Origin of the sequence: Nitrosopumilus adriaticus, assembly GCF_000956175.1 — an archaeon.
Taxonomy (GTDB): Archaea; Thermoproteota; Nitrososphaeria; order Nitrososphaerales; family Nitrosopumilaceae; genus Nitrosopumilus; species Nitrosopumilus adriaticus.
Map to the genome: position 1 here is coordinate 1,680,943 of NZ_CP011070.1, position 20,285 is coordinate 1,701,227.

The 20,285-nt window shown below is 33.2% G+C and carries 29 protein-coding genes and 2 tRNA genes; 16 read left to right on the plus strand and 15 right to left on the minus strand.

Going from position 1 to position 20,285, the window contains the following annotated elements; genetic code table 11:
* Positions 1-37 precede the first annotated feature (37 nt).
* The 5 genes from NADRNF5_RS09965 to NADRNF5_RS09990 all read left to right on the plus strand — a co-directional run bounded on the left by NADRNF5_RS09965 (position 38) and on the right by NADRNF5_RS09990 (position 3,966).
* On the plus strand, positions 38-625 hold the full coding sequence (locus tag NADRNF5_RS09965) for a 2'-5' RNA ligase family protein (protein ID WP_160289406.1): 588 nt from the start codon (positions 38-40) through the stop codon (positions 623-625).
* Positions 626-776: 151 nt separating this feature from the next.
* Positions 777-2,150, plus strand: coding sequence for a hypothetical protein (locus tag NADRNF5_RS11925; RefSeq protein ID WP_425338999.1), 1,374 nt, complete (start codon positions 777-779; stop codon positions 2,148-2,150).
* Positions 2,147-2,905 (plus strand): CFI-box-CTERM domain-containing protein, encoded by a 759-nt coding sequence (locus NADRNF5_RS11675; protein ID WP_237089277.1) that lies wholly within the window; start codon positions 2,147-2,149, stop codon positions 2,903-2,905. The genes NADRNF5_RS11925 and NADRNF5_RS11675 overlap by 4 nt, the downstream gene beginning before the upstream one ends.
* Positions 2,906-3,074: 169 nt before the next feature.
* Entirely contained in the window at positions 3,075-3,458 is a 384-nt protein-coding gene (locus NADRNF5_RS09985; protein ID WP_202812730.1) for a response regulator, read from the plus strand.
* 88 nt (positions 3,459-3,546) lie between these two features.
* Entirely contained in the window at positions 3,547-3,966 is a 420-nt protein-coding gene (locus tag NADRNF5_RS09990; RefSeq protein WP_082052013.1) for a response regulator, read from the plus strand.
* A gap of 64 nt (positions 3,967-4,030) precedes the next feature.
* Here NADRNF5_RS09990 and NADRNF5_RS09995 read toward each other — a convergent pair whose 3' ends face one another.
* Positions 4,031-4,396 (minus strand): response regulator, encoded by a 366-nt coding sequence (locus tag NADRNF5_RS09995; protein ID WP_048118259.1) that lies wholly within the window; start codon positions 4,394-4,396, stop codon positions 4,031-4,033.
* Positions 4,397-4,499: 103 nt separating this feature from the next.
* Between NADRNF5_RS09995 and NADRNF5_RS10000 the strand changes: the two genes are divergently transcribed.
* Positions 4,500-4,697: a hypothetical protein gene (locus NADRNF5_RS10000; RefSeq protein WP_048118262.1), complete on the plus strand. Its 198-nt coding sequence runs from the start codon at positions 4,500-4,502 to the stop codon at positions 4,695-4,697.
* A gap of 68 nt (positions 4,698-4,765) precedes the next feature.
* Here the strand turns inward: NADRNF5_RS10000 and NADRNF5_RS10005 are convergent.
* Together NADRNF5_RS10005 and NADRNF5_RS10010 are read right to left on the minus strand one after the other, a co-directional pair.
* Positions 4,766-4,839 (minus strand) — tRNA-Lys (locus NADRNF5_RS10005).
* A gap of 59 nt (positions 4,840-4,898) precedes the next feature.
* Positions 4,899-5,501: an SRPBCC family protein gene (locus tag NADRNF5_RS10010; RefSeq protein WP_048118265.1), complete on the minus strand. Its 603-nt coding sequence runs from the start codon at positions 5,499-5,501 to the stop codon at positions 4,899-4,901.
* A 96-nt stretch (positions 5,502-5,597) separates the two neighbouring features.
* Between NADRNF5_RS10010 and NADRNF5_RS10015 the strand changes: the two genes are divergently transcribed.
* Positions 5,598-6,119 (plus strand): hypothetical protein, encoded by a 522-nt coding sequence (locus NADRNF5_RS10015; RefSeq protein ID WP_048118268.1) that lies wholly within the window; start codon positions 5,598-5,600, stop codon positions 6,117-6,119.
* Here NADRNF5_RS10015 and NADRNF5_RS10020 read toward each other — a convergent pair.
* The 6 genes from NADRNF5_RS10020 to NADRNF5_RS10045 are packed head-to-tail and all read right to left on the minus strand — an operon-like array spanning position 6,109 to position 10,477.
* Complete coding sequence (locus NADRNF5_RS10020) at positions 6,109-6,552, minus strand: COX15/CtaA family protein (protein WP_048118270.1); 444 nt, start codon at positions 6,550-6,552, stop codon at positions 6,109-6,111. The genes NADRNF5_RS10015 and NADRNF5_RS10020 overlap by 11 nt on opposite strands.
* Before the next feature lie 2 nt (positions 6,553-6,554).
* Positions 6,555-7,517, minus strand: coding sequence for a plastocyanin/azurin family copper-binding protein (locus NADRNF5_RS10025; protein WP_048118273.1), 963 nt, complete (start codon positions 7,515-7,517; stop codon positions 6,555-6,557).
* Between the two features lie 12 nt (positions 7,518-7,529).
* Positions 7,530-9,056: a cytochrome c oxidase subunit I gene (locus NADRNF5_RS10030; protein ID WP_048118276.1), complete on the minus strand. Its 1,527-nt coding sequence runs from the start codon at positions 9,054-9,056 to the stop codon at positions 7,530-7,532.
* A 49-nt stretch (positions 9,057-9,105) separates the two neighbouring features.
* Positions 9,106-9,534: a cytochrome c oxidase subunit II gene (locus tag NADRNF5_RS10035; RefSeq protein ID WP_048118280.1), complete on the minus strand. Its 429-nt coding sequence runs from the start codon at positions 9,532-9,534 to the stop codon at positions 9,106-9,108.
* Positions 9,535-9,536: 2 nt separating this feature from the next.
* Entirely contained in the window at positions 9,537-9,797 is a 261-nt protein-coding gene (locus NADRNF5_RS10040) for a cytochrome c oxidase subunit II (protein ID WP_048118283.1), read from the minus strand.
* 59 nt (positions 9,798-9,856) lie between these two features.
* Complete coding sequence (locus NADRNF5_RS10045; RefSeq protein ID WP_048118286.1) at positions 9,857-10,477, minus strand: histidine phosphatase family protein; 621 nt, start codon at positions 10,475-10,477, stop codon at positions 9,857-9,859.
* Between the two features lie 52 nt (positions 10,478-10,529).
* Between NADRNF5_RS10045 and npdG the strand changes: the two genes are divergently transcribed.
* The 3 genes from npdG to NADRNF5_RS10060 are packed head-to-tail and all read left to right on the plus strand — an operon-like array spanning position 10,530 to position 11,836.
* Positions 10,530-11,201, plus strand: a complete 672-nt coding sequence (gene npdG / locus NADRNF5_RS10050) for an NADPH-dependent F420 reductase (RefSeq protein ID WP_048118288.1) — start codon at positions 10,530-10,532, stop codon at positions 11,199-11,201.
* A 16-nt stretch (positions 11,202-11,217) separates the two neighbouring features.
* Positions 11,218-11,451, plus strand: a complete 234-nt coding sequence (locus tag NADRNF5_RS10055; protein WP_048118290.1) for a hypothetical protein — start codon at positions 11,218-11,220, stop codon at positions 11,449-11,451.
* The gene (locus NADRNF5_RS10060) at positions 11,435-11,836 is read left to right on the plus strand and encodes a pyridoxamine 5'-phosphate oxidase family protein (protein ID WP_048118292.1); all 402 of its coding nucleotides are present in this window, start codon (positions 11,435-11,437) and stop codon (positions 11,834-11,836) included. Before NADRNF5_RS10055 ends, NADRNF5_RS10060 begins: the two co-directional genes overlap by 17 nt.
* Here NADRNF5_RS10060 and NADRNF5_RS10065 read toward each other — a convergent pair.
* On the minus strand, positions 11,830-13,005 hold the full coding sequence (locus tag NADRNF5_RS10065) for an aminotransferase class I/II-fold pyridoxal phosphate-dependent enzyme (protein WP_048118295.1): 1,176 nt from the start codon (positions 13,003-13,005) through the stop codon (positions 11,830-11,832). The genes NADRNF5_RS10060 and NADRNF5_RS10065 overlap by 7 nt on opposite strands.
* A 44-nt stretch (positions 13,006-13,049) precedes the next feature.
* On the opposite strand from NADRNF5_RS10065, the gene NADRNF5_RS10070 reads away from it, so the two are divergent.
* Both NADRNF5_RS10070 and NADRNF5_RS10075 read left to right on the plus strand, forming a co-directional pair.
* A tRNA-Arg gene (locus tag NADRNF5_RS10070) sits at positions 13,050-13,124 on the plus strand.
* A 42-nt stretch (positions 13,125-13,166) separates the two neighbouring features.
* Entirely contained in the window at positions 13,167-13,658 is a 492-nt protein-coding gene (locus tag NADRNF5_RS10075) for a hypothetical protein (RefSeq protein WP_048118298.1), read from the plus strand.
* Here the strand turns inward: NADRNF5_RS10075 and NADRNF5_RS10080 are convergent.
* Positions 13,622-14,215, minus strand: coding sequence for a hypothetical protein (locus NADRNF5_RS10080; RefSeq protein WP_048118302.1), 594 nt, complete (start codon positions 14,213-14,215; stop codon positions 13,622-13,624). The genes NADRNF5_RS10075 and NADRNF5_RS10080 overlap by 37 nt on opposite strands.
* A gap of 116 nt (positions 14,216-14,331) precedes the next feature.
* On the opposite strand from NADRNF5_RS10080, the gene NADRNF5_RS10085 reads away from it, so the two are divergent.
* The 4 genes from NADRNF5_RS10085 (at position 14,332) to NADRNF5_RS10100 (ending at position 17,263) form a co-directional block, all read left to right on the plus strand.
* Complete coding sequence (locus NADRNF5_RS10085; RefSeq protein WP_048118305.1) at positions 14,332-14,571, plus strand: hypothetical protein; 240 nt, start codon at positions 14,332-14,334, stop codon at positions 14,569-14,571.
* Between the two features lie 26 nt (positions 14,572-14,597).
* Entirely contained in the window at positions 14,598-15,245 is a 648-nt protein-coding gene (locus tag NADRNF5_RS10090; RefSeq protein ID WP_048118308.1) for an SDR family NAD(P)-dependent oxidoreductase, read from the plus strand.
* A 66-nt stretch (positions 15,246-15,311) separates the two neighbouring features.
* Positions 15,312-16,250: a class I SAM-dependent methyltransferase gene (locus tag NADRNF5_RS10095; RefSeq protein WP_048118311.1), complete on the plus strand. Its 939-nt coding sequence runs from the start codon at positions 15,312-15,314 to the stop codon at positions 16,248-16,250.
* A 152-nt stretch (positions 16,251-16,402) separates the two neighbouring features.
* Complete coding sequence (locus tag NADRNF5_RS10100; RefSeq protein ID WP_160289407.1) at positions 16,403-17,263, plus strand: polysaccharide deacetylase family protein; 861 nt, start codon at positions 16,403-16,405, stop codon at positions 17,261-17,263.
* Between the two features lie 18 nt (positions 17,264-17,281).
* On the opposite strand, the gene NADRNF5_RS10105 is transcribed toward NADRNF5_RS10100, so the two are convergent.
* The 4 genes from NADRNF5_RS10105 to mtnA form a co-directional block, all read right to left on the minus strand.
* Entirely contained in the window at positions 17,282-18,142 is an 861-nt protein-coding gene (locus NADRNF5_RS10105) for a sulfotransferase family protein (protein WP_048118317.1), read from the minus strand.
* A gap of 172 nt (positions 18,143-18,314) precedes the next feature.
* Complete coding sequence (locus tag NADRNF5_RS10110) at positions 18,315-18,953, minus strand: PqqD family peptide modification chaperone (protein ID WP_048118321.1); 639 nt, start codon at positions 18,951-18,953, stop codon at positions 18,315-18,317.
* A gap of 123 nt (positions 18,954-19,076) precedes the next feature.
* Positions 19,077-19,211, minus strand: coding sequence for a hypothetical protein (locus NADRNF5_RS11840; protein ID WP_257719700.1), 135 nt, complete (start codon positions 19,209-19,211; stop codon positions 19,077-19,079).
* Positions 19,212-19,242: 31 nt separating this feature from the next.
* On the minus strand, positions 19,243-20,271 hold the full coding sequence (mtnA, locus tag NADRNF5_RS10115) for an S-methyl-5-thioribose-1-phosphate isomerase (protein WP_048118324.1): 1,029 nt from the start codon (positions 20,269-20,271) through the stop codon (positions 19,243-19,245).
* Positions 20,272-20,285: the final 14 nt, after the last annotated feature.

A 20,285-nucleotide genomic window follows, 5' to 3' on the forward strand; every position in this document is an offset into this window, starting at 1 on the left:
TAAAATGTTGAGACCATATCTAATTGAAATTCGCTTAATGGGGGAATCAAAAAATCTAACAAAGAAGCTAATCTATGACATATTTCACAAATTTAGAGTTAAAGGTCAGGTAAGAAAAAGACCTGTTCCACATGTAACTTTGTTTGGACCCTTTGCATGCAAGGGTATTCGTCAAGTAATTCATGACATTGGTGAAGTTGGTTCAGAATACGCCGAGTTACCATATGAGATTGATGGATTTGATTATTTTGAATTAAAGAAAAAATTTCTATTCATTACTACTGCATCAAAGAAAAATGTCATCTATCTAAAAATAATCCCCAGTGAAGATCTTAAAGATTTTAGGCATAGGTTAGCAAAAAAATTACTCAAGTATACTGACGCAGTAGAATCTTCTCATGATTCAAAAAATAAATTCAAATATCATGCAACTATTGCAATGAAGGATATACATCATAAGTTTGATGAAATTTGGGAATATCTCAAAGGATATGACATTAAAACAAAGGGAATGTGTTATAGAATTACTCTACTTAAACAAGGCAAAATTATGTATGAATATGATTTACCTACGAAAAGATTGCTTAATCGTAGACAGTCATTGGGTAGAAGAAAAAGAAGATGATGGTTCCTTTCCCTAAGGCATGATTTTTAGACTTAGAATTTTCTATTACATAATTATTGGTTAAAAATTAAGATCAGATTTAATAATGAATAATTCTTGAAAAAAATACTTGAGAATTTCATATTATATTATTCTGGTTTTGGGACTCAGTTTGTTTTTTAGTGCAGATTATGTCTTTGCAGATCATTTAGAAGTTACAATTGTACCAGCAGTAGGTTCTGGTGCACCAGGTTGTGAAGAAACCGCAGATGGATGTTACATTCCAAGTACTGTAACAGTTGATGTAGGTGGCGTTGTAATAATGTCAAACACAGATACAGCAGCACATACATTTACAGCAGGAACAGGAAGTGATGGTCCAAGTGGGGAATTTGATACTGGTTTGTTAATGGCAGGAAATTCATTTGAATATTCTCCAGATACAGTAGGTGAAATCCCTTATTTCTGTATGGTTCATCCATGGATGCAAGGTTTGATTGTTGTCAAAGAATCATCTTCTGGAACTTCATATCCAACTCCTGCTCCAACTCCCGCTCCAACTCCATCATATTCTATTCCAAGAGGTACTGATGTTACAATTGCAGTAGGTTCTGGTGCTCCAGGATGTGAAAAACAAAATCTTTGTTATGCACCATACAAATTCACAACTTTTACTGGAAAAGCAATTGATTGGTTCAATGCAGATTCTGCAGCACATACTGTTACTGCAGGAACTCCTGAAGATGGCCCAAGTGGGGAATTTGATAGTGGTTTGTTTATGGGCGGTACTTCTTTTAGTTATACTCCTGACACAGTAGGTGAAATCCCTTACTTCTGTATGGTTCATCCTTGGATGACGGGTTTGATTGTTGTCAAAGACTTGAGCTCACCAACTCCTACACCAACACCAACCGCCGCAATTTCAGTTTCTACTGATGATTCTCAATACAGTCCTAATGATTTGGTAACAATCAAAGTTTCTACTTCAAAAAGTGCAAATGTTGCAATTAGTGTAGTTGGTCCTGGAGGAGACAGTATCGTATCTCGATCAGTTTCAACGGATTCTAGAGGGAATGGTTCACTTCAATTCAAATTACCTGATTCTTCTCAGAATGGAACATATCGTGTAGATTCAACTGCTACTATTTCTGGAAGTAAGGTATCAGACATTACAACATTCACCGTAAAATCTACGTCTGCTAGAGTCAGTATTGTTTCATTACAGCCAACTGATCAACAGGGTAATGCTGTTTCTTCATTTACAAAAGGCAAATTAGGATTTGTCAAAGTTGTGCTAAACTCTGATTCTAGTATTAATTCTCTTGTAACTATCAATCTATTTGATTCAGAGTTGACTAGTTTGGGTATTGGTTCGTTTAAAACCACTCTTGGTTCTGGTTCTTCTGAAATGACATTATCTTTCTTTATTCCAAATGATGCAAAGCTTGGAAGTGGCGATATTTATGCAAATGTATTTTCTGATTGGCCTAGTCAAGGCGGTGTTCCATTAACAGGTGAATCTGCAACACAGGTGAGAATTCAATGAAAATAGTGTTGTTTTTGTTTGTGATATTTACATTGTTCACAATTCCTGTTGCATTTTCTGAGACTATAACAATTAACACTAACAAGGAACAATTTACAGGAGGAGACACTGTAGAAATCAACGGTGTTGTAGAAAATGGAGATGCTGGAGATTTTGTTGCATTGGAAATCAAAGATCCTAACAATGAAACAATTCTGATTAGAACCGTTACACTTGGTGACGGGGGAACATTTTATCTTAAATTCAAAATTCCAGAATCGGGTCAATCTGGAAGTTATAATATTGTAGCAAATTCAGAACAAGATGGACAAACCGTTACTGAAACAAAAACTATCTCTAAGACAACCATTTCTGAATCATCCAATTCTGAAAAAACCCCAAAAGGTGGTGGATGTTTAATTGCAACAGCAGCTTATGGGACTGAATTAGCACCACAAGTTCAATTCCTCAGAGAAATTAGAGATAATACTGTCATGAGTACAACATCAGGTGCAACATTCATGTCTGGATTTAACCAATTGTACTATTCATTCTCACCAACAATTGCTGATATGGAAAGAGAAAACCCAATGTTCCAAGAAGCTGTTAGGATATTTATCACTCCAATGATTTCAACATTGTCAATTATGACATTGGCAGACGATGGTTCAGAAGTCGAAGTGTTAGGGTTGGGAATATCTGTAATTGCACTTAACTTGGGAATGTACATTGCAGCACCTGCAGTTGTTGCATGGCAAGTTAAAAAACGAGTTTAGTTTTCTGTGCCTATCTGCGTCCATTTTCATACCCAAAATGGTAGGTGAATCCCCGTGGGCCCATTTATTCTAAAAATTATCATTATTAGAGAAGCAATTCAGAGATGATCATCCCTGAATTATCAGCTAAATCTAATATAGTATAATGGTATGATGATCATATCATACTATGACTAAAAGCAATATGAATTACAAAGTAATGATAGTAGATGATTCATCATTTATGAGAACATTGCTTTCAAAAATTTTTTCAAATACGTCAGGGGTAGGAGAGATTTATCAGGCAAATAATGGTGCAGAAGCTCTAACAACTTACAAGGACAAAAAACCAGATTTGGTAACCATGGATATTGACATGCCAGAAATGGATGGAATTGAGGCTGCAAAGCGAATAAAGTCAATTGATCCAAATGCAAAGATTGTGATGGTTTCATCATCTGATAAAAAAAATACCAGGGATGAAGCTGCAAAAATCGGAGTTTCTCAATACATAAGAAAACCATTTGATCGCCTGGAAATAAAAAGAACAATTGAGAGTCTCTCAAACGAGTAGAATCCTGCAAAATTTGAGAATATCAGTATGTTAGAAATGATCACACAAGATTATCTAATCTTGAAAGCAGATATCAGTTTATTGTGAAATGAAAATTATAATTATTAATGATTCAAGAGCGATGCGGCTCTTTATTGAAGAAACGATAAAATCATTTTCAGAGTGCCAGATTATTGGATCATATTTTAATGCAGAGCATGCATTAGATAATATTCAGTTTAATGAACCAGATGTGATAATTTTAGACCTTGAAATGCCTAAAATGGATGGAATCACATTTCTTGAAAGATTGAATGATGGTAAAATGTACCCTACAATTGTATTGAGTAATTATGCTACAGAAGGCTCCAAGATTGTCAATGATGCGATTTCTTTAGGCGCTGTTGATTCACTATTACCGCCTTTATCAAATAGGGATATAGACATTAAAGCATTCAAAATCATGCTTCGTCATAAAATAATAAAAGCATCATTGAGATCTAAACGATACTCTTTATCTTGTCAATAAATTACGAAACAGAATTTGAGATTTATTTTTAATTGATTTGCAGTATGAATTATTCTAAACCAAATCATACCATGCTAAGAGATTTCAAAACAAGATCAAGTTGTGTTAATGAACATGGTTTTTCCATGATTTTAGACACATCAAATGGTCTAATTTTTTCTCTATTCTTTTCATTATAGTGTCCAGTTAATATTATGACTTTGGCATTGGGATTAATTTTTTTGATATTTTCTAGGCCATAAATTCCATCATAGTTAGGCATCGAAAGATCTAGTAAGACCACATCTGGTCTGTACTCTTCATACAATTGAACTGCTTCTAATCCATTGTGACCGCATCCTAGAATGTTAAATCCTTTCATCTGAAGAAATTCACTGAGAGATTCAAGCAAGTCGTCATTATCATCTACTAGTACGACTGAGCCATTCATAAGATTAGAAAGGCAAAAAATTTCTTATAGGTATGAGTATGTATTTTTTAAGACACACTTTTGACATATAACATAAGTATCAGATAAACAGTGAGATAATTAGATGGATGATGAGATAGATTTTGAGAAGTGTGCAGATCCTTTAATGATTATTCAAAATTCATTGGAATTAATCAAACTTCAATATGACGGAGTAATGGATGAAGGAATCAAGGCTTACCTAAATCGTATTGACAAGTCTGCACAAAAAATAGAAAATCTACTCAAAGAATTGAAATTAAAACATAAAATTTACAATTAGGATTTTCAGGATTTTTAATCAATAAAGTAAGATTATTTTTTATTCAAATTCATTGTTAGGATATAGAGCGGGTCTAAAGGGATTCGGACCCTTGACAACCGGATTAAGAGTCCGGTGCGCTACCTGGCTGCGCCATAGACCCACCAAAATTGATATGCCCAGAGTTGTTATTAATCTTAAGATTTTAAAATAAAGTAAAATTTAGTTTTGGGTTTTTGCTTCAATTTCATTGTACTTTTCAATGATTGCTGTAAGTGCAGTTGAAACTGGAACGTCGTTCATCTTTTTCTTTTCGGCAAGAAGTTTTTGGTATGCATCTAGTGTAATGTAAACTGGAATTGAACCATTTCCTTCTAGTAAACCTCTAACGTTGTAAAGAGCAGTCTCCATTCCTTTTTCAGCAGATTTTGCAAATTTTGCTTTATCCAAGATTGCTCCTAATGGACCAAATGGCATTTCATAATCTACTGACATGGTTACTCTAGTGAGATTATTTCCTAATGCTTTGAATTCATTTGTGATTTGCCATTTCTTAAATGGGCCTTCAATTTGTACGGCTGAAATTTTCTCGTTTCTAATGAATTCAGTTGTCTCACAATCCCACTCTAGACGTTTTCCGCTAAAGTCACCGATAATTCTAAAGGTTGTACCAACACCCATTCCTTCTTTGATATCCATAGGAACTACAGTCATACCTACGGTGTCATTTTTGATTTGATCAGAAACATGTTCTGGTCTTGCAAAGTAGGTGAAAACATTCTCTACGGGTGTTTTAATATCGATTGATTTTGTAACGAGGGTCAACGATTGAGATTCTTGCCAATAAGGATTTAAAGGTTTTGAAGATTTTCGTATAATAATTGATTTACAATATATTCATCTAAATTTTATATTATTTGAATGGCCAAAAAGCGATCAGTTTTTTTGATCTTGATTTTGATATTTTCATCTGCCTCAATATTTGATGACGCATATGCCCATTCTATGTTTAATTCTTCAGAGAAATTTGAGGCAGGATATAGAGTACAGGTTGCAACATCACCAGAATTTCCACAAATTAATGAGCCCTCACAATTTTTAGTCAGGGTAACTGATGGAGACTTTAATGAGGTAGAGAGATTCACTATGGGAATTAGAGTATATTTTCATGATCAACAAGTTGATGCAATTCCGCCAAAGTCAATTGAGGGTGCTCATTGGGATTTTGATTATGTTTGGAGACAACAAGGAAATCATATTGTAAAGATTGATTTGTATGATATGGGAGGAAATGATGGAATTATTACTTATACATTTAACATGGGGACACAGAGTCCATTTGGAATAATTTTCTTTAGTGCAATAATTGTAGGTGCCCTAGTTTTTACGGGTATGATGATCTACATCTATTTGCCAAAAATGTTCAAAAAATCTAAACTGTAGATTTTAAAGATATTTTAGAAATTCTAAATGCGAATATCACAGTCAGCAAAACCATAGCAAACAACCAAATCCCAATTCCTAAATGAATTGCAACTAGGACGGCATGAAGTTTGGTATCAATGACTAATGCCCCTAGAGTGATTTGTGTAATGACTAAAGCAGTAGCAAGGGAGCTAGTAATTTTTATTTTAATGTTAGAATTCTTGTTAATCAGACTTGCAACCATAGTTGAGATTACTAATACTCCAGTTGTGGCAGCAATAGTTCTATGAATCCATTCAATTAGATATTCTTCTGATGGCATTACTCCATTAGGACACAATGGCCATTCAGGGCAAGTTAATCCTAATCCTGCTGCTGAAATATATCCACCAATAAACATCAATGAATACAAAACTATCAATGTAGTTAATGCTAGATATTGAATTGCCAAAATTATTCTACGATAAAGCTACCTTGCATGCCTTGTAGTGCATGTCCTGGAACAGTACAAATGTAATAGTAAGTTCCGGGTGCACCAGCAGTAAATGTAACACTACCACCTTCACCTGGTTTTAATGGGTTTGATGCCGATGCAATTGCTGAATCCATTACTATGCTGTTAAAGTCTTCAGGATTTGTAACTACTCCAAATGCGTGAAATGATTTACCCAAATTATCTGAAGTCACAGTAACCTCATCGCCAGAATTTACGCGAATTTCTGGGTTATGTCCATCTTCGCCAGGTAATGCGTTAAATGCCAGAGTTCTGAAATCACTAGATTCTACAAAGTCCAAAGTAAAGTCATGAGATACACCTGTTGGTGCAGCTGCGGCTTGTGAGCCACCACCTTGTGATGGTCCAACAATAATCTCTCCAACCATTCCTTGTTCTCTATGACCAGGAACGGTACAAATGTAATAGTAAGTTCCTTCCTCACCTGCGATAAATTCAGCTGTGCCACTCTCGCCTGGTTTTAATGGGTTTGATGGAGATGCTACTTCACTTCCTGGAATTAATCCGCCAAAACCTTCAGTATCTTTTGTAACACCAAATGCATGAAATGATTTTCCAGCATTGTCAACATTAAAGATTATTTTGTCTCCAACATTCATGTTAATAGTTGGATTGTTATCAGGTTCTCCAGGCAATGCATTAAATGCCAAAGTCCTAAAATCGGATGATTCAACAAATACAAGATCTTGTGTTATTGTTTTTCCAGTTTGTGCTGCTGGTGCTGCAAGATCTTTGTCTCCTGCCATCATTGCTACAACTGGAGGAGCTTCTGAAATCCAATAATCCCACATTGCAAAGAATATGACTCCACCAACAATACAAATGCCTAGCATGATAGCCATCATTTTTCCAGTTCTAGCTGGTGTCGTTCTGTAAATTGTTTGTTGATTATCGTGACTCATTTCATTTATCTCCTAATGTGATGGATTCTTTGCCTCAAATGGATAGTAATACTTGCCACCTACTCCAAATGGATCCTCGGTATTTGCAAGTTTTCCTTTTCCAGAACTGTAGATCATGTTTGCCAAGAAAATTGCCATACTGACACCAATAATCATGGCACCAACTGTTGCAATCTGGTTCATAGCAATCCATTCTGGGATTGGCGGATAATCGAAAATTCTTCTTGGCATACCATACAATCCAAGAACATGTTGTGTAAAGAATACCAAGATTGTTCCTATAAATGACATTACAAAATGTACCTTACCCAATGTTTCATTATACATTCTACCAGTTACATATGGGAACATGTAGTATAGGAATCCAATTGAGCCAAATGCAATAGTACCCATGACAAAGAGATGGAAGTGTCCAACTACCCAGTATGTGTCATGTGTTGAAAAGTCCAAAGGCATTGCACTATTTACTACACCGCCAGCTCCTGCTCCAAAGAATAATGCAATTCCACCAACTGACCACATCATTGGTGATAAGAATTTGATTCTGCCATTCCACATTGTTGCAATAAAGTTAAAGACGTGCATTGCAGATGCAGGTACTGCTGCAAGAGTTCCTACCATAAAGACGGTTTTTTCAGTAAAAGACATTCCGGTTGCAAACATGTGATGTGCCCAAGATGAGAAACCTACAATTGATAACAAAACAAAGGCAAAGATTCCAGAGTTGTAGCTGTAAATTGGTTTTCTTGAAAATCTTGGAATAATTTCATACATCATACCAATTGCCGGGATAACAAGTACGTATACTTCAGGATGGAATGTAAACCAAAACAAATGAGCATATGCAATAGGATCCCCTCCCATTGCAGGATTGAAGAATCCACTAACTCCTAATCTATCAGTAAGTAACATTAGAAGTGCAGCTGCGAATGTTGGAATTGCAACAAGTATAATCAAAGATGATGAAAGGTATGACCAAGCCAATAATGGAACTTGTCCAATAGACATGTCTGGATGTTTACATTTGAGAATGGTAACTACAAAATTAATTGCACCAAGGACTGATGAAATACCAAGAATTTTGAGGCCAAAGATCCACATGTCTGCGGCAGGACCGGGGGCACTAATTATAGAATAGGGCGGAGTAGCATACCAAGTAAAGTCTGCAAAGCCTAACCAAATCAGTGCACCTGATGGAGGAATCATCCAAAATGCAATTGCATTAAGTTTTGGATATGCCATGTCTTTGTATCGAACCATAATTGGAACGTAATAGTTTCCAACTGCAGATGCAAATGGAAGTATAAACAAGAAAATCAAAGTAGTGCCGTGAACAGTAAAGATTCTGTTAAAGGTCATTGCATCTGTAATAATTTGTGCACCAGGCAAAAATAATTCTGCTCTAATTGCAAGTGCTAATGAACCACCTAAGAATAAGAATCCTAGTGAAGTAATTAGATAAAGTAGGCCAACATCAGTATGATGTGTTGAAAACATTATTTGCCAAATTGGACGTGGCTTTTGTAATTCTAGAACCATTAGTTAATCTCCTCACTTGCAACAATAGAAAGTTGTGATAAAAGCGTTATCAAGCTGGATCCTCCACATATAATGTTCCTCGCATGTTGTAGTGAATTAATCCACAGTATTCTCTGCATTGAATATCATGTACTCCTGGTGCGTCTGGTGCAAACCATACAGTGTTAACTCTACCAGGAATTGCATCCATCAAAACAACATAATCGTGAATATTAAAAGAATGATTAACATCTTTAGAGACTATTTCAAATTTGTAAGCTTTGCCTGTTTCAACATGAAGCTCACCAATTTCTTTTGTACCGTCTTCATGTTCAAAAGTCCAGAACCATTGTTGACCGGTAACTATGATAGTTTCTGCATCTTCAGGAACGTGTTCAACTAATCTTTCAGCTTCCCAAGCTTCTGCCCCTACCCAAGTCATTAAAGCAATAACGATACCGACGTAAATCCATTCAGGCCAGTTAGAGTGTCCACCCATTTCTACCAGTCAGTCCCCTCATATGGAGTTGGTTTTGCTTTTGGATGAGATTCTCTAAATCTCCAAACTTGCCAAATCATTGTTCCTGCTACAACGGCTCCAACAGTAAAAGCAACAGTCATCATTCTAAAGAATAAATTCCAAATTACAACTCTACGATCAAGATATTCGCCAGGCTCATCACCTGCAGCAAATGCTGACTCTATAGCTGGAATAACTACTATAACTGCCAATACTAAGAATAATCCGACCAATTTCTTCATTAGCGATTGAATGACGTGGCCTATAATTTCTATTTAAGGGTTTTCAAGATTATTAGATGCTAACGTAGATCGAATCTTGATGGATGCATTACATTAAGTCCCGAAAGAGAAAACTTTCGATCTTTTTCTCGAAATAGATTAAGAGATGCATTCTCTATAATTAGCTCAAATAGATTGGTAGGTGATAGATCAACTATAGTAGAGAGCATTGCTTTGATTGGATCCATATGTGTAACAAGAACTACATTTTCATCTGGATGCTTTTCAATGACATGATCAACTATTCCCAAAACCCGTTTTTTAACTTCTGAGAAGGTTTCCACTCCATTATGAGCAATTTCTAATTCCCCGTTGTAAAATTTCATAAAGACATTTCCATGACTAGTAAAAATTTCATCATATGGAACACCAGTGAATTTTCCCATATCAAGCTCAATTAGACGATCATCAATGGTTACATCAAGCGAGTTATGTTTTCCAACAATTTCTGCAGTGTGTTTTGCCCGCTGAATTGGACTAGAATAGATTGCAGAGACATTCATGTGTTCAAGTAGTTGAGCAGTATGTTCTGCTTGTTTTATTCCAACATCAGTTAGTGGAACTCCTTCTGTCCTACCTGCTAAAATTCGCTCAGTGTTGTTTTTTGCCTGACCATGTCTTAGGAAAATTATATGTCCCAACTTGATCGGAAATTCAAATAAAGATAATAATAAGATTATCAGATGAATTATCATGAAAGTAGGAATTATTGGCGGAACAGGTGGGATGGGAAAAGGTTTTGCTCTAAGATGGTCACAAAATCATGATGTTTTAATTGGCTCTAGAGATGCTGCAAGAGCATCAGAATCAGCAGTTGAATATACAAATCTTGCAAAAGAAGCATTTGGTGAAATCAAAGGAACAATTTCTGGAAATGATAATGTTTCAGTTGCAAAAGAAAGTGATGTTTTGATTTTATCAATTCCTTATGAAAATATTGATTCTGTATGTTCTGGAATATTACCTGAAGTCAAAGACAGTTGTGTTGTAGTATCTCCAATTGTTCCAATGACAAAGACAGATGTTGGGTTTGAATGCATCTCAATTAAAGAAAACAAACCATTTTCATACAAACTCGTACTAAACCATATGAAAAATAAATCAAAATTGGTTTCAGCATTCCATGTGATTTCTGAGAAAAAACTAGTAAATCCAACATTAGAACTTGATTACGACATATTTGTTTGCGGAGATGACAATGATTCAGTTCAAGTGGTTAATACTTTGATTGATGAAATCAAAGGCCTAAGATCAATTTACTTGGGTCCAATAGAATTATCATATCTTGCAGAAATGTCTACACCATTGCTACTTAATGCAATGATTAAAAACAAGATAAAAAATCCAGGTATCAAAATCATCTAAGTCCATTTCATTTATCATGAGTCACGAATACTATAGACGTGGTAGAAATTGGTTTACTGCAATTGGAGTTTTATTTTGTGTGATGGGCGGAATAGTTCTAATTCAGCAGTTATTGATTTGGGGAATAGAATTTGTAGAGGAGTTTTTGGTAAATGCAGAATTTACTAATGAGAAGGTATCTGTTGGAATGCTAGGCTTTGGGATATTTATGATAGTGTTGGGATTTAGAAAACATGAACAAAAGAGATGATTTTCTAAAATCTCAGAAAATATTACGATTATCTACAATTGCTAAAAACAAAACACCTCACATTGTTCCTGTTTGGTATAGATATAGTGGAAAAAAATTCTATATTGGAACAAACACAAAAACTGAAAAAGCTAAAAATGCCAAGAGAAACCCACATGTTGCATTTTGTGTTGATGTAGGTGTAAAATCTCCAGACATTTATGGGCTGATGGGACAGGGAGATGCTAATTTGATTTTAGAGAAAACCAAAGTGAAATCAATTGCAAAAAAGATTCTCTTGCGATACTTTGATTCATTGGAAAACAAGTCTGCAAAAGAACTGCTAGAGGATACTGACTGTATTATAGAAATTATTCCAAAAAAGATTTCAGTTTGGAGTTACTGACTAACAAAGTCTTGGATTTTGTTCATTGCAGAGTCTAGGATTTCAAGACTTGGAAGATAGACCAGTCTGAAATGTCCACTACCATACTGTTCTCCAAATCCTGAACCATGAACTGTTAGAACACCTTTGGTTTCCAATAATTTGGTTACAAATTCTTTGTCTGTTCCAAATTTGTTGTCTTCAATCTTTGGAAATGCATAAAATGCACCTTTTGGATTAGGGCATGAGAGTCCAGGCATTTCGTTTAGTCGTTTTACAACCAAGTCTCGTCGTTTTTTGATTTCAGAGACAAATTCATTAATGTAATTTTGAGGACCACGAAGGGATTCCAAAGCTGCGTATTGAACTGGAAGACTAGTGGCAATTCTCACTCTGGCTAATTTTGGAAGATGCTCTCGTAATGCATCAAGTTTTGATGATTGATTAAATGCAATGTATCCAATTCTCCAGCCAGACATTAGATGGACTTTGGAGAAACCATTAAGGACAATTACCGGTGAATCTCCTGCAACTTTACCAATTCCTACAAATTTATCATCAAAAATTATTTGATCATAAATTTCATCACAAATGATGTATAGATTATTTTGATTTGCAATATTTACTAGTTCTTTGAGGGATTTTTCATTGAATACAACACCAGTTGGATTATTTGGACTGATAAGACAAATTGCTACAGTCTTTGCAGTGATTTTAGATTTTATATCATCGATGTCAGGTGTTGAGTTTTCCAAGTCAACTGCAAATTCTATTGGTATTCCACCATGAAGTCTAACATAGGAGGCATATGGTGGATAATATGGTCCAGGTAACAATACTTCATCTCCTTCTTCTACAATTGACGAAATTACCATGTCCAGTCCTTCAGATACTCCATTTGTAACTAGAATTTCATCTGCACCAATTGAGAGTCCCTTTGCATTTTCTTTTTTGGCAATTTCTTCTCTTAATTCCAAGAGACCTTCTGATGTAGAGTAATAATTTTCACCCTTGTTAATTGCATCAATCAAAGCTTGTTTTACATTGTCAGGTGGCTGAAATCCAAACTGTACAGGATCACCAATGTTTAGATAATCAACTTGCATTCCTTTCTGCTGGACTTTACGTGCAGCAACTACAATATCTCGAATTGCATATTCAACACCTACGACTTTTTTTGATACTTTCAAAGTATCTAGACAGATATTTAGGCCTGTTAAATTCTTACTTGTTTGGACTCGTTGCACAGCCTGGATAGTGCGAGCGGCTTCGAACCGCTAGGTCGAGGGATCGAAGCCCTCCGAGCCCTTTAGATTATCTTATAAAGTAAATGAATAGTCAGTATGGTGAAATGAAAGTATCACCATTGATTGTATCATTAATGTTGGTGATTATTGGAATGGTTTGGGTAACAGGAGTTTTTTATGAAACTGAAAAAACACATGATTTGATTTTATTAAAAGAATCAGATTCTTTTGAATTAAAATCAGAATTTTTAGGTGAGGGTATTGGATATTATAAGATGTACATGCCTGAATTTTCTGGAGAGACAATATTTGTTCAGATATTAGATACTAAAAATAACATAATTCAAGAAGAAAAAATTCAGACAAAACTCTCAGTAGGTTATTTTGATTTTAATGATGATGGTACACATATTTTAAAAATTACAAATATTTCAAATAATTCAATTAACTTAGAAACAGAATTTGGTGATACAAATTCTCAAAATATGCTCCTTCCAGGAATAATGATACTAGTAGGTTCTGTGATTATGATGATTACATTATATTTTAAAATAAAGAATTACAGAATAGAGCAGCCTGAAGAAAATATTTCATAGATTTGGATACATTGAATGGTATGACCAAAAAACAAAACCACATTAAAAATCAGCCAAGTTGCAAAAAACAAGAATGCAATAATTGAGAAGGGAAGGAATATTTTGAGTTTAGTGTGTTCTCTATTTTTTAATATTAAAACTGCCCCTAATGATGCAAGTACTAGTCCTAATTCAAGAGGTTGGTGTGACCAGGATATCAATCCATCAATGCCAAAAATATCATGAGATAAAGAATCTCCAAAACCCGAGACAATTTGTAAAATAGATCCAATAATTACCAGTTTGATTCCAGTTTTAAGAGATCCATGAACTGATTTTCTAAATATTAGCATGCAACCCATTATTGCAGCACAAGCAGTCATTGAGACCCCAAAGTATACTACCATATGAGAAGGACTCCAGAAAAATTCTGGTTCTTGTTGGAGATGCGATATTGCATCCCAAAATCCTGCTGAGACTATAACAATAGGACCAATAACTGCGAGAATTGATACTAGAGAAACTAGAGTAGAGGATTTTGCAAGTGTGGAATTTGATAATCTTTGAATTAGTTTCATTTTATTCATTCAAAGTATTTGGGTTATTTGTAATATTGTAAGAATATTAGAAAAATTCAACATTATGGGTAATTTTGTGAATTAACTATATTAGATGAAACAATGAAAGGAATTGTATGAGTCCAGGAATAGGGTTAATGAAAAGACGGTTAGAGAAAGAAAAAGATGCAATAGCTTTGGCGGTATCAGGTGTTGCAAAAAAATATGATGTAAAACCAGATGACATTCAGACTTTGGAGACAAAATACCATGATGATGCAGGTGATTGGTATGTTGCATTAGGATGGAATGAAAAAAAGGCAGTTATCCAGATGGATTCAGTGTTAGGCACAATTACAGAAATTAAAGAAATTTAATTATCCATAAAGATTTTGAGAGTATTATGACAAGTGCAATTGTTCTTGGAGGTTCGAGAGGAATAGGAAAAGCAATCGCGGATTCTCTAAAATCCATAGGAATCGATGTGTTTGCAACGTCAAAAAAAGATATTGACACTTCAGATTTAGACAGTGTAAAACAATTTCTTGAAAATCATAATCAAACTGATATTTTAGTACTAAATACAGGTGGGCCTGCTCCAATACCATTTTCTGAAATAACACAAGAGGATTGGACACTATACCACAATCAATTGTTTCTAGGATTTTGCACCATTTTACAAAATATCAAAATTAGTAATGGAGGATACATCTTTTTGATCAGTTCAAATGTAATTAAAGAACCAAATATGAAATTAATAATTTCTTCAGCTTATCGTGCTGCATTTAGTGAAGTTTTCAAAGTATTAAGTAAAGAATATGCACAAAATGATATCAGTTGTATCAACATAGCACCAGGCCCAATTAATACAGATAGAACTAAAGAATTAATAGAAAATGTTCAAGAATTTGTTAAATCACTTCCAATGAAAAGATTAGGGGAGCCTGATGAAATTGGAAATTTTGTGAAAGCTATAATTGAAAATAAAATTAAGTATCTATCAGGCGTTACAATAAATTTTGATGGTGCAAATTCCAATTTCATTCATTAATCGATTAAATTTTGATTTTTAAGATTAAAATAATGTTAAATGCTAGATTTTTTGTATTAATTTAATATGGAAGAAAACTACGAACTACTTGAATCTAAACTCAAACATTATTTGAGTCTGTATTGGTTACGACCAGAAAATGGACTTATCACAACCTTCAAAAGTAAAGCATTTGAGAATTTAAAAATTGAATCACCATCATTGGATTTGAGTTGTGGAGATGGAATGTATATGGCAATACATTTAGGAGCTGAATTTGACTTTGATTTTGATTTTTTTAAGTCCACTAAAGCCAAAGAGTTTAGTCATTCTAAATTCATCGATATTTATGATGTATTTGATAAGAATTATGAAGTAGACTTTGTAAAAAAACCTTCAATGCAAATTGACTATGGAGCAGATTGGAAACAAGCAATGTTAGATAAAGCAGAAAAAACTAAAGTTTACAAAAATTTAGTTCATCATGATAACAATAAACTTCCTTTACCATTTGCTGACAATTATTTTAAGAGTATTCACAGTAATTCAGTTTATTGGGTCAATGAACCTGATAAGTTAATTTCAGACATATATCGTATTACTGCTCCAGGTGGAAATGTTGCCTTAGAACTTTTAACTCCACATAGATATGAAACTCTTGTACAATTAGAAAAATTTCTTTCTCATGAAGCAATAGAAATTTTAGATAGAAAACGTAGAGCAAATACCACTGGAATGAGAGAGTATTCAGAATGGAAAGAAATTATTGAAAATGCAGGATTTAAAATTAAACAAGTCAACTCAGTATATCCTGATAAATTAATTATGGATATATGGAATATTGGCTTAAGACCAATTGCTCATTTATTAATCCAAATGGCAGAGGCATTAGATAAAGAAGATCGTATTAGAATTAAAGAAGAATGGGTAGAAATATTCTTTAAATTATTCAAACCATTTCTTAAGATAAATACATCATATACTATTGATAATGCACCATATTTAGCATTCTTACTTGAAAAATAATCATAATTAAAGAAGTAATTAAACAAGATTATCAGGTAAGAGATAACATGCAACAATTTACATCACTGTGCTATCATTATATTCGTACAAAAAATAATCAATTTCCAAGAATTTTGGGGAATGATATTGATGAGTTTATAGATCATATCAAGATGTTACAAAAAAAATACTCAATTATCTCAGCGAATGATGTTCTTAATTTTTATTATAATAATCAAAGCTTCAAAAATAATAAAAATATTCTTATCACTTTTGATGATGGATTATCAGATCATTTTGAAGCAGCAAAAATTCTTCACGAGAATGATATCAAAGCTATGTTTTTTGTTCCAACATGCATTTTAGATGAAAAATTACCAGCTAATCCTATGATCATACATTATTGTATTGCAGAATTTGGAATAACAAATTTTTTGGGTACATTTTATGATATAATAGAGGAGTTGAAAGTGTCTAATAACATAGATTTTAGCATTAATCATTTTAACGAATTTAACAATAGATGGGATAAAATTAGTCAGATAAAAAATATGTTTAAATATAAAATTCAATATTCATTATCACGAAAAATTCTAATTAAGATCTTCCAAAAATTATTTTTAGAAAAATATCCAAATGGTTTGGACATAATACATTTGAATGAAAATAAAATCAGAGATATGATCAAAATGGGACATACAATAGGAACTCATACTCACACACATTTATCTATTGGTGCAACAAAATTAAATTCTAATGATTTTAAAAAAGAAGTGATCAATCCAAAAAAAATTTTAGAAAAAAGATTTGATTTAGAAATTTTTTCATTCAGTTATCCTTTTGGAGAAAAACAAGATTGCTTATCATCAGCAGAATTGCTTAAGAATACAAAAGAATACAAAATAGCTTTTACAGTAGAAGAAAATAAGAATACCAAAAAAACATCCCCATTATTGTTAGGACGATATATGCCTACAAGTAAAGATTCAGCGAAAAAACTATCATTGAAAATTGAAAAAATTTTCAATAGTTAAGAAAGTCTAGATTTATTATTAAAAATTTTCCCATGGAATGTTTTTTCCCAATAAATTTTTCAATTGATTTACATCATTTTGATAAAAATTTATTAAATCTTGTTTTTCTTGTTCCGAGATTTTTGGTTTTTTTCCAGACTCTAAATATTTATTCTCCAGGTTTTTTCTATTCGGTAAAAATGGGAATGTAGATTTTATTCCCATTTTCCATAGTATATCATCAATAGATAAAACTAATTTTGAAGTTTTATTTTTGGGTTTTTTGTATTCGTTAAATATTGTGTTAATTATTTTTGGAGGTTCACTTTTGATATCTAAATATTTTAGTAAATCTTTAAATTGATTTTTTATGTCTGGGAAAAATTCTTCAAAGAATAAAATTTTAACAGAATTTTGTCCAAATGTATTAAGATATCGTTTTACATGTTCAAAATACATTCCTCCTTTTACTACAAGATGTAAGAGATAATCTCCGGATAGATCAGTTTCTAGGGATTTTTTTACTACCATATTAAATGGTTCATTTTTTTCTCTTCTAAGATAATAAAGATAACTTGAGAATGCACGTTCAACTGGATCCCTTAGAACAATAATAATTTTAGCGTTAGGAATCTTATTTTTTATTAAAGAGGGTGATTTTGGATCAATAAAATATCTTGTACTTGCTTCACCAATTGCTTGCTCAGGTTTTGCATCATTAAATAAATTAAGATAGTCATGTTCATTTTGAATTGGTTTTCTACGATTAATGGAAACAGAAAAAAATGCAGGTTCTTTAATTGATGACATAAAAACACCATTAGTTTCATTCAAATATTCATAAAGTGAGCTAGTTCCACATCTAGTTGCACCTACAATGAAAAAATTTGGCCAAGGCAATTTTATAAAATCCTGATTAAATCATCGTTTACCAAGATCAAAAATCTAAATTCTAATTCATCATTATTGAATGAAAATGAATTTTTAGTAAATTTATAGGAAATTTGTTTATTCATCATTATTATTTAAAATAATTAATTAGATTTAATCTCATTGGTTTTAAAGCCAAAATTTATTTTTTAAATTCGACATTTGGTGCATCAGGCTGTCCAACAATAGCAATTAATCCACCTTCACGTAATTGTTGTAGTAACTGCATAACTTCTTTTTCTACTTGATTTCTTTGTAATCCAGTTTGCTGCGCAAATATCTCAACTAATTCTGTAACTTTACGTTGACCATTACAGGATTTCCAAAAATCTACGATTGCTTGATTTACCATAAATCCTTGTTCATGTTCGTTTGCCAATACCATAGAACCATCTTCCTGTTGGACTAGTTTACCAACTCCTTGTGGTAATGCAGTTTCATAGTTAATTGGTGCCGGAGTATTCATGGTAGAACCCATATTTTTTAATTTCATTTTCCCCTCTTCAGTCATTTTATCCATTGACCATGCAGGTTCCCATACAATATCTATTTTGACATTATTCACACCTGGAACTTTTTTAGCATATCTTGTTGCATCTTGAACTAAAGTTTCATGAAGTGGACAACCCTGAGTAGTCATTGTCATCTTGATATTTACATCATTATTTTCTGCTACATCAATGCCATAAATTAACCCCATTTCAACTATATTAAGAGGAACTTCTGGATCCATACATTGTTTTAAAGAATCTTCAATAGCTTGAGCAGAAACTGTATTCATATTCTATGTTAAAGTTTGAAAAACAATAAAAACTTTCTATTAATTAGCTCAAATTAACTTATTTTGGCAAATTGGATTTACATGATAATTTATGAAATCATTTTTCAGTTTAAGATTTAGGATTTAAACCTCAATCATTGTTCTCTTACTTGGCAGATGACCAATATGAGATCCATTAACAATTTCACCATATTGAGGAGGATTGTATAGTCTCTCTATTTTTTTAATGTCAAAATCATTTTTATTTGGATTATTCATATTCCTAAAATTATTTATCTCATTAAAAATCTTAATTAAATAATTTTTTTATAGATTCCTCATAAGGAGGTTTTACAATCCCTTTTTCAGTAATTATTCCAGAAATTAATTCAGGAGGTGTCATATCAAATGCAGGATTAATAACATTGATGTCATCAGGTGCAGTTTTCGTATCACCCATTCCTGTAACTTCAGTTCCTTTTCTCATTTCAATAATTACATCTTCAGCATCACTTTTCATGTCAAATGTTGAAAGTGGAGCTGCGACATAAAACGGAATTCCATGTTGTTTTGCCATTGTAGCTACTTGATAAGTACCAATTTTATTAAAAACATGGCCTGTTTGAACTATTCTATCTGCTCCAACTACCACTTTGTTTACTAATCCATTAGCCATTGTATATCCAACTGCAGTGTCAGGAATAAGACTTACATCAAATCCATCATGTTTTAGCTCAAATGCTGTTAATCTTGAGCCTTGTTGAACAGGTCTTGTTTCTGTTGCAATAACTTTAACATTTTTTCCACTTTCTTTTGTAGCTCTAATAACTCCTAATGCAGTACCATATCCTACTGTTGCAAGTGCTCCAGCGTTACAGTGAGTCATTATTGTATCATTGTTTTGAAAAAGTTCTGAACCATTTTTACCCATTTTTTTATTGATTGTAATATCATCTTCTGCCATTTTTTTAGAAACCTCAATCAGAGAATTTTTAATTTCAGAAATGGTTTTTCCTTGTTTAGCAATATCTAGGGTTTTCTCCAATCCCCATTTGAGATTTACAGCAGTAGGTCTAGTTTGAAGTAAGATTTGGTATGCAGTTTCCAAATCAACAATAAGTTCTTCTTTTGTCATAGCATTGCTTTGTTGGGCAGCTAAAGCCATACCAAAAGCACCTGACACTCCAATTGCAGGTGCTCCACGAACAACCAAGTTTTTGATAGCTTCAGCAACATCACGATAATCAGTATACTCAACAAAAATTAGTTCATTTGGTAGTTTGGTTTGATCTATCATTATCACAGAATTATCCTTCCATTCTACAGTTTTCATATCCATAAAGAATGAAAATT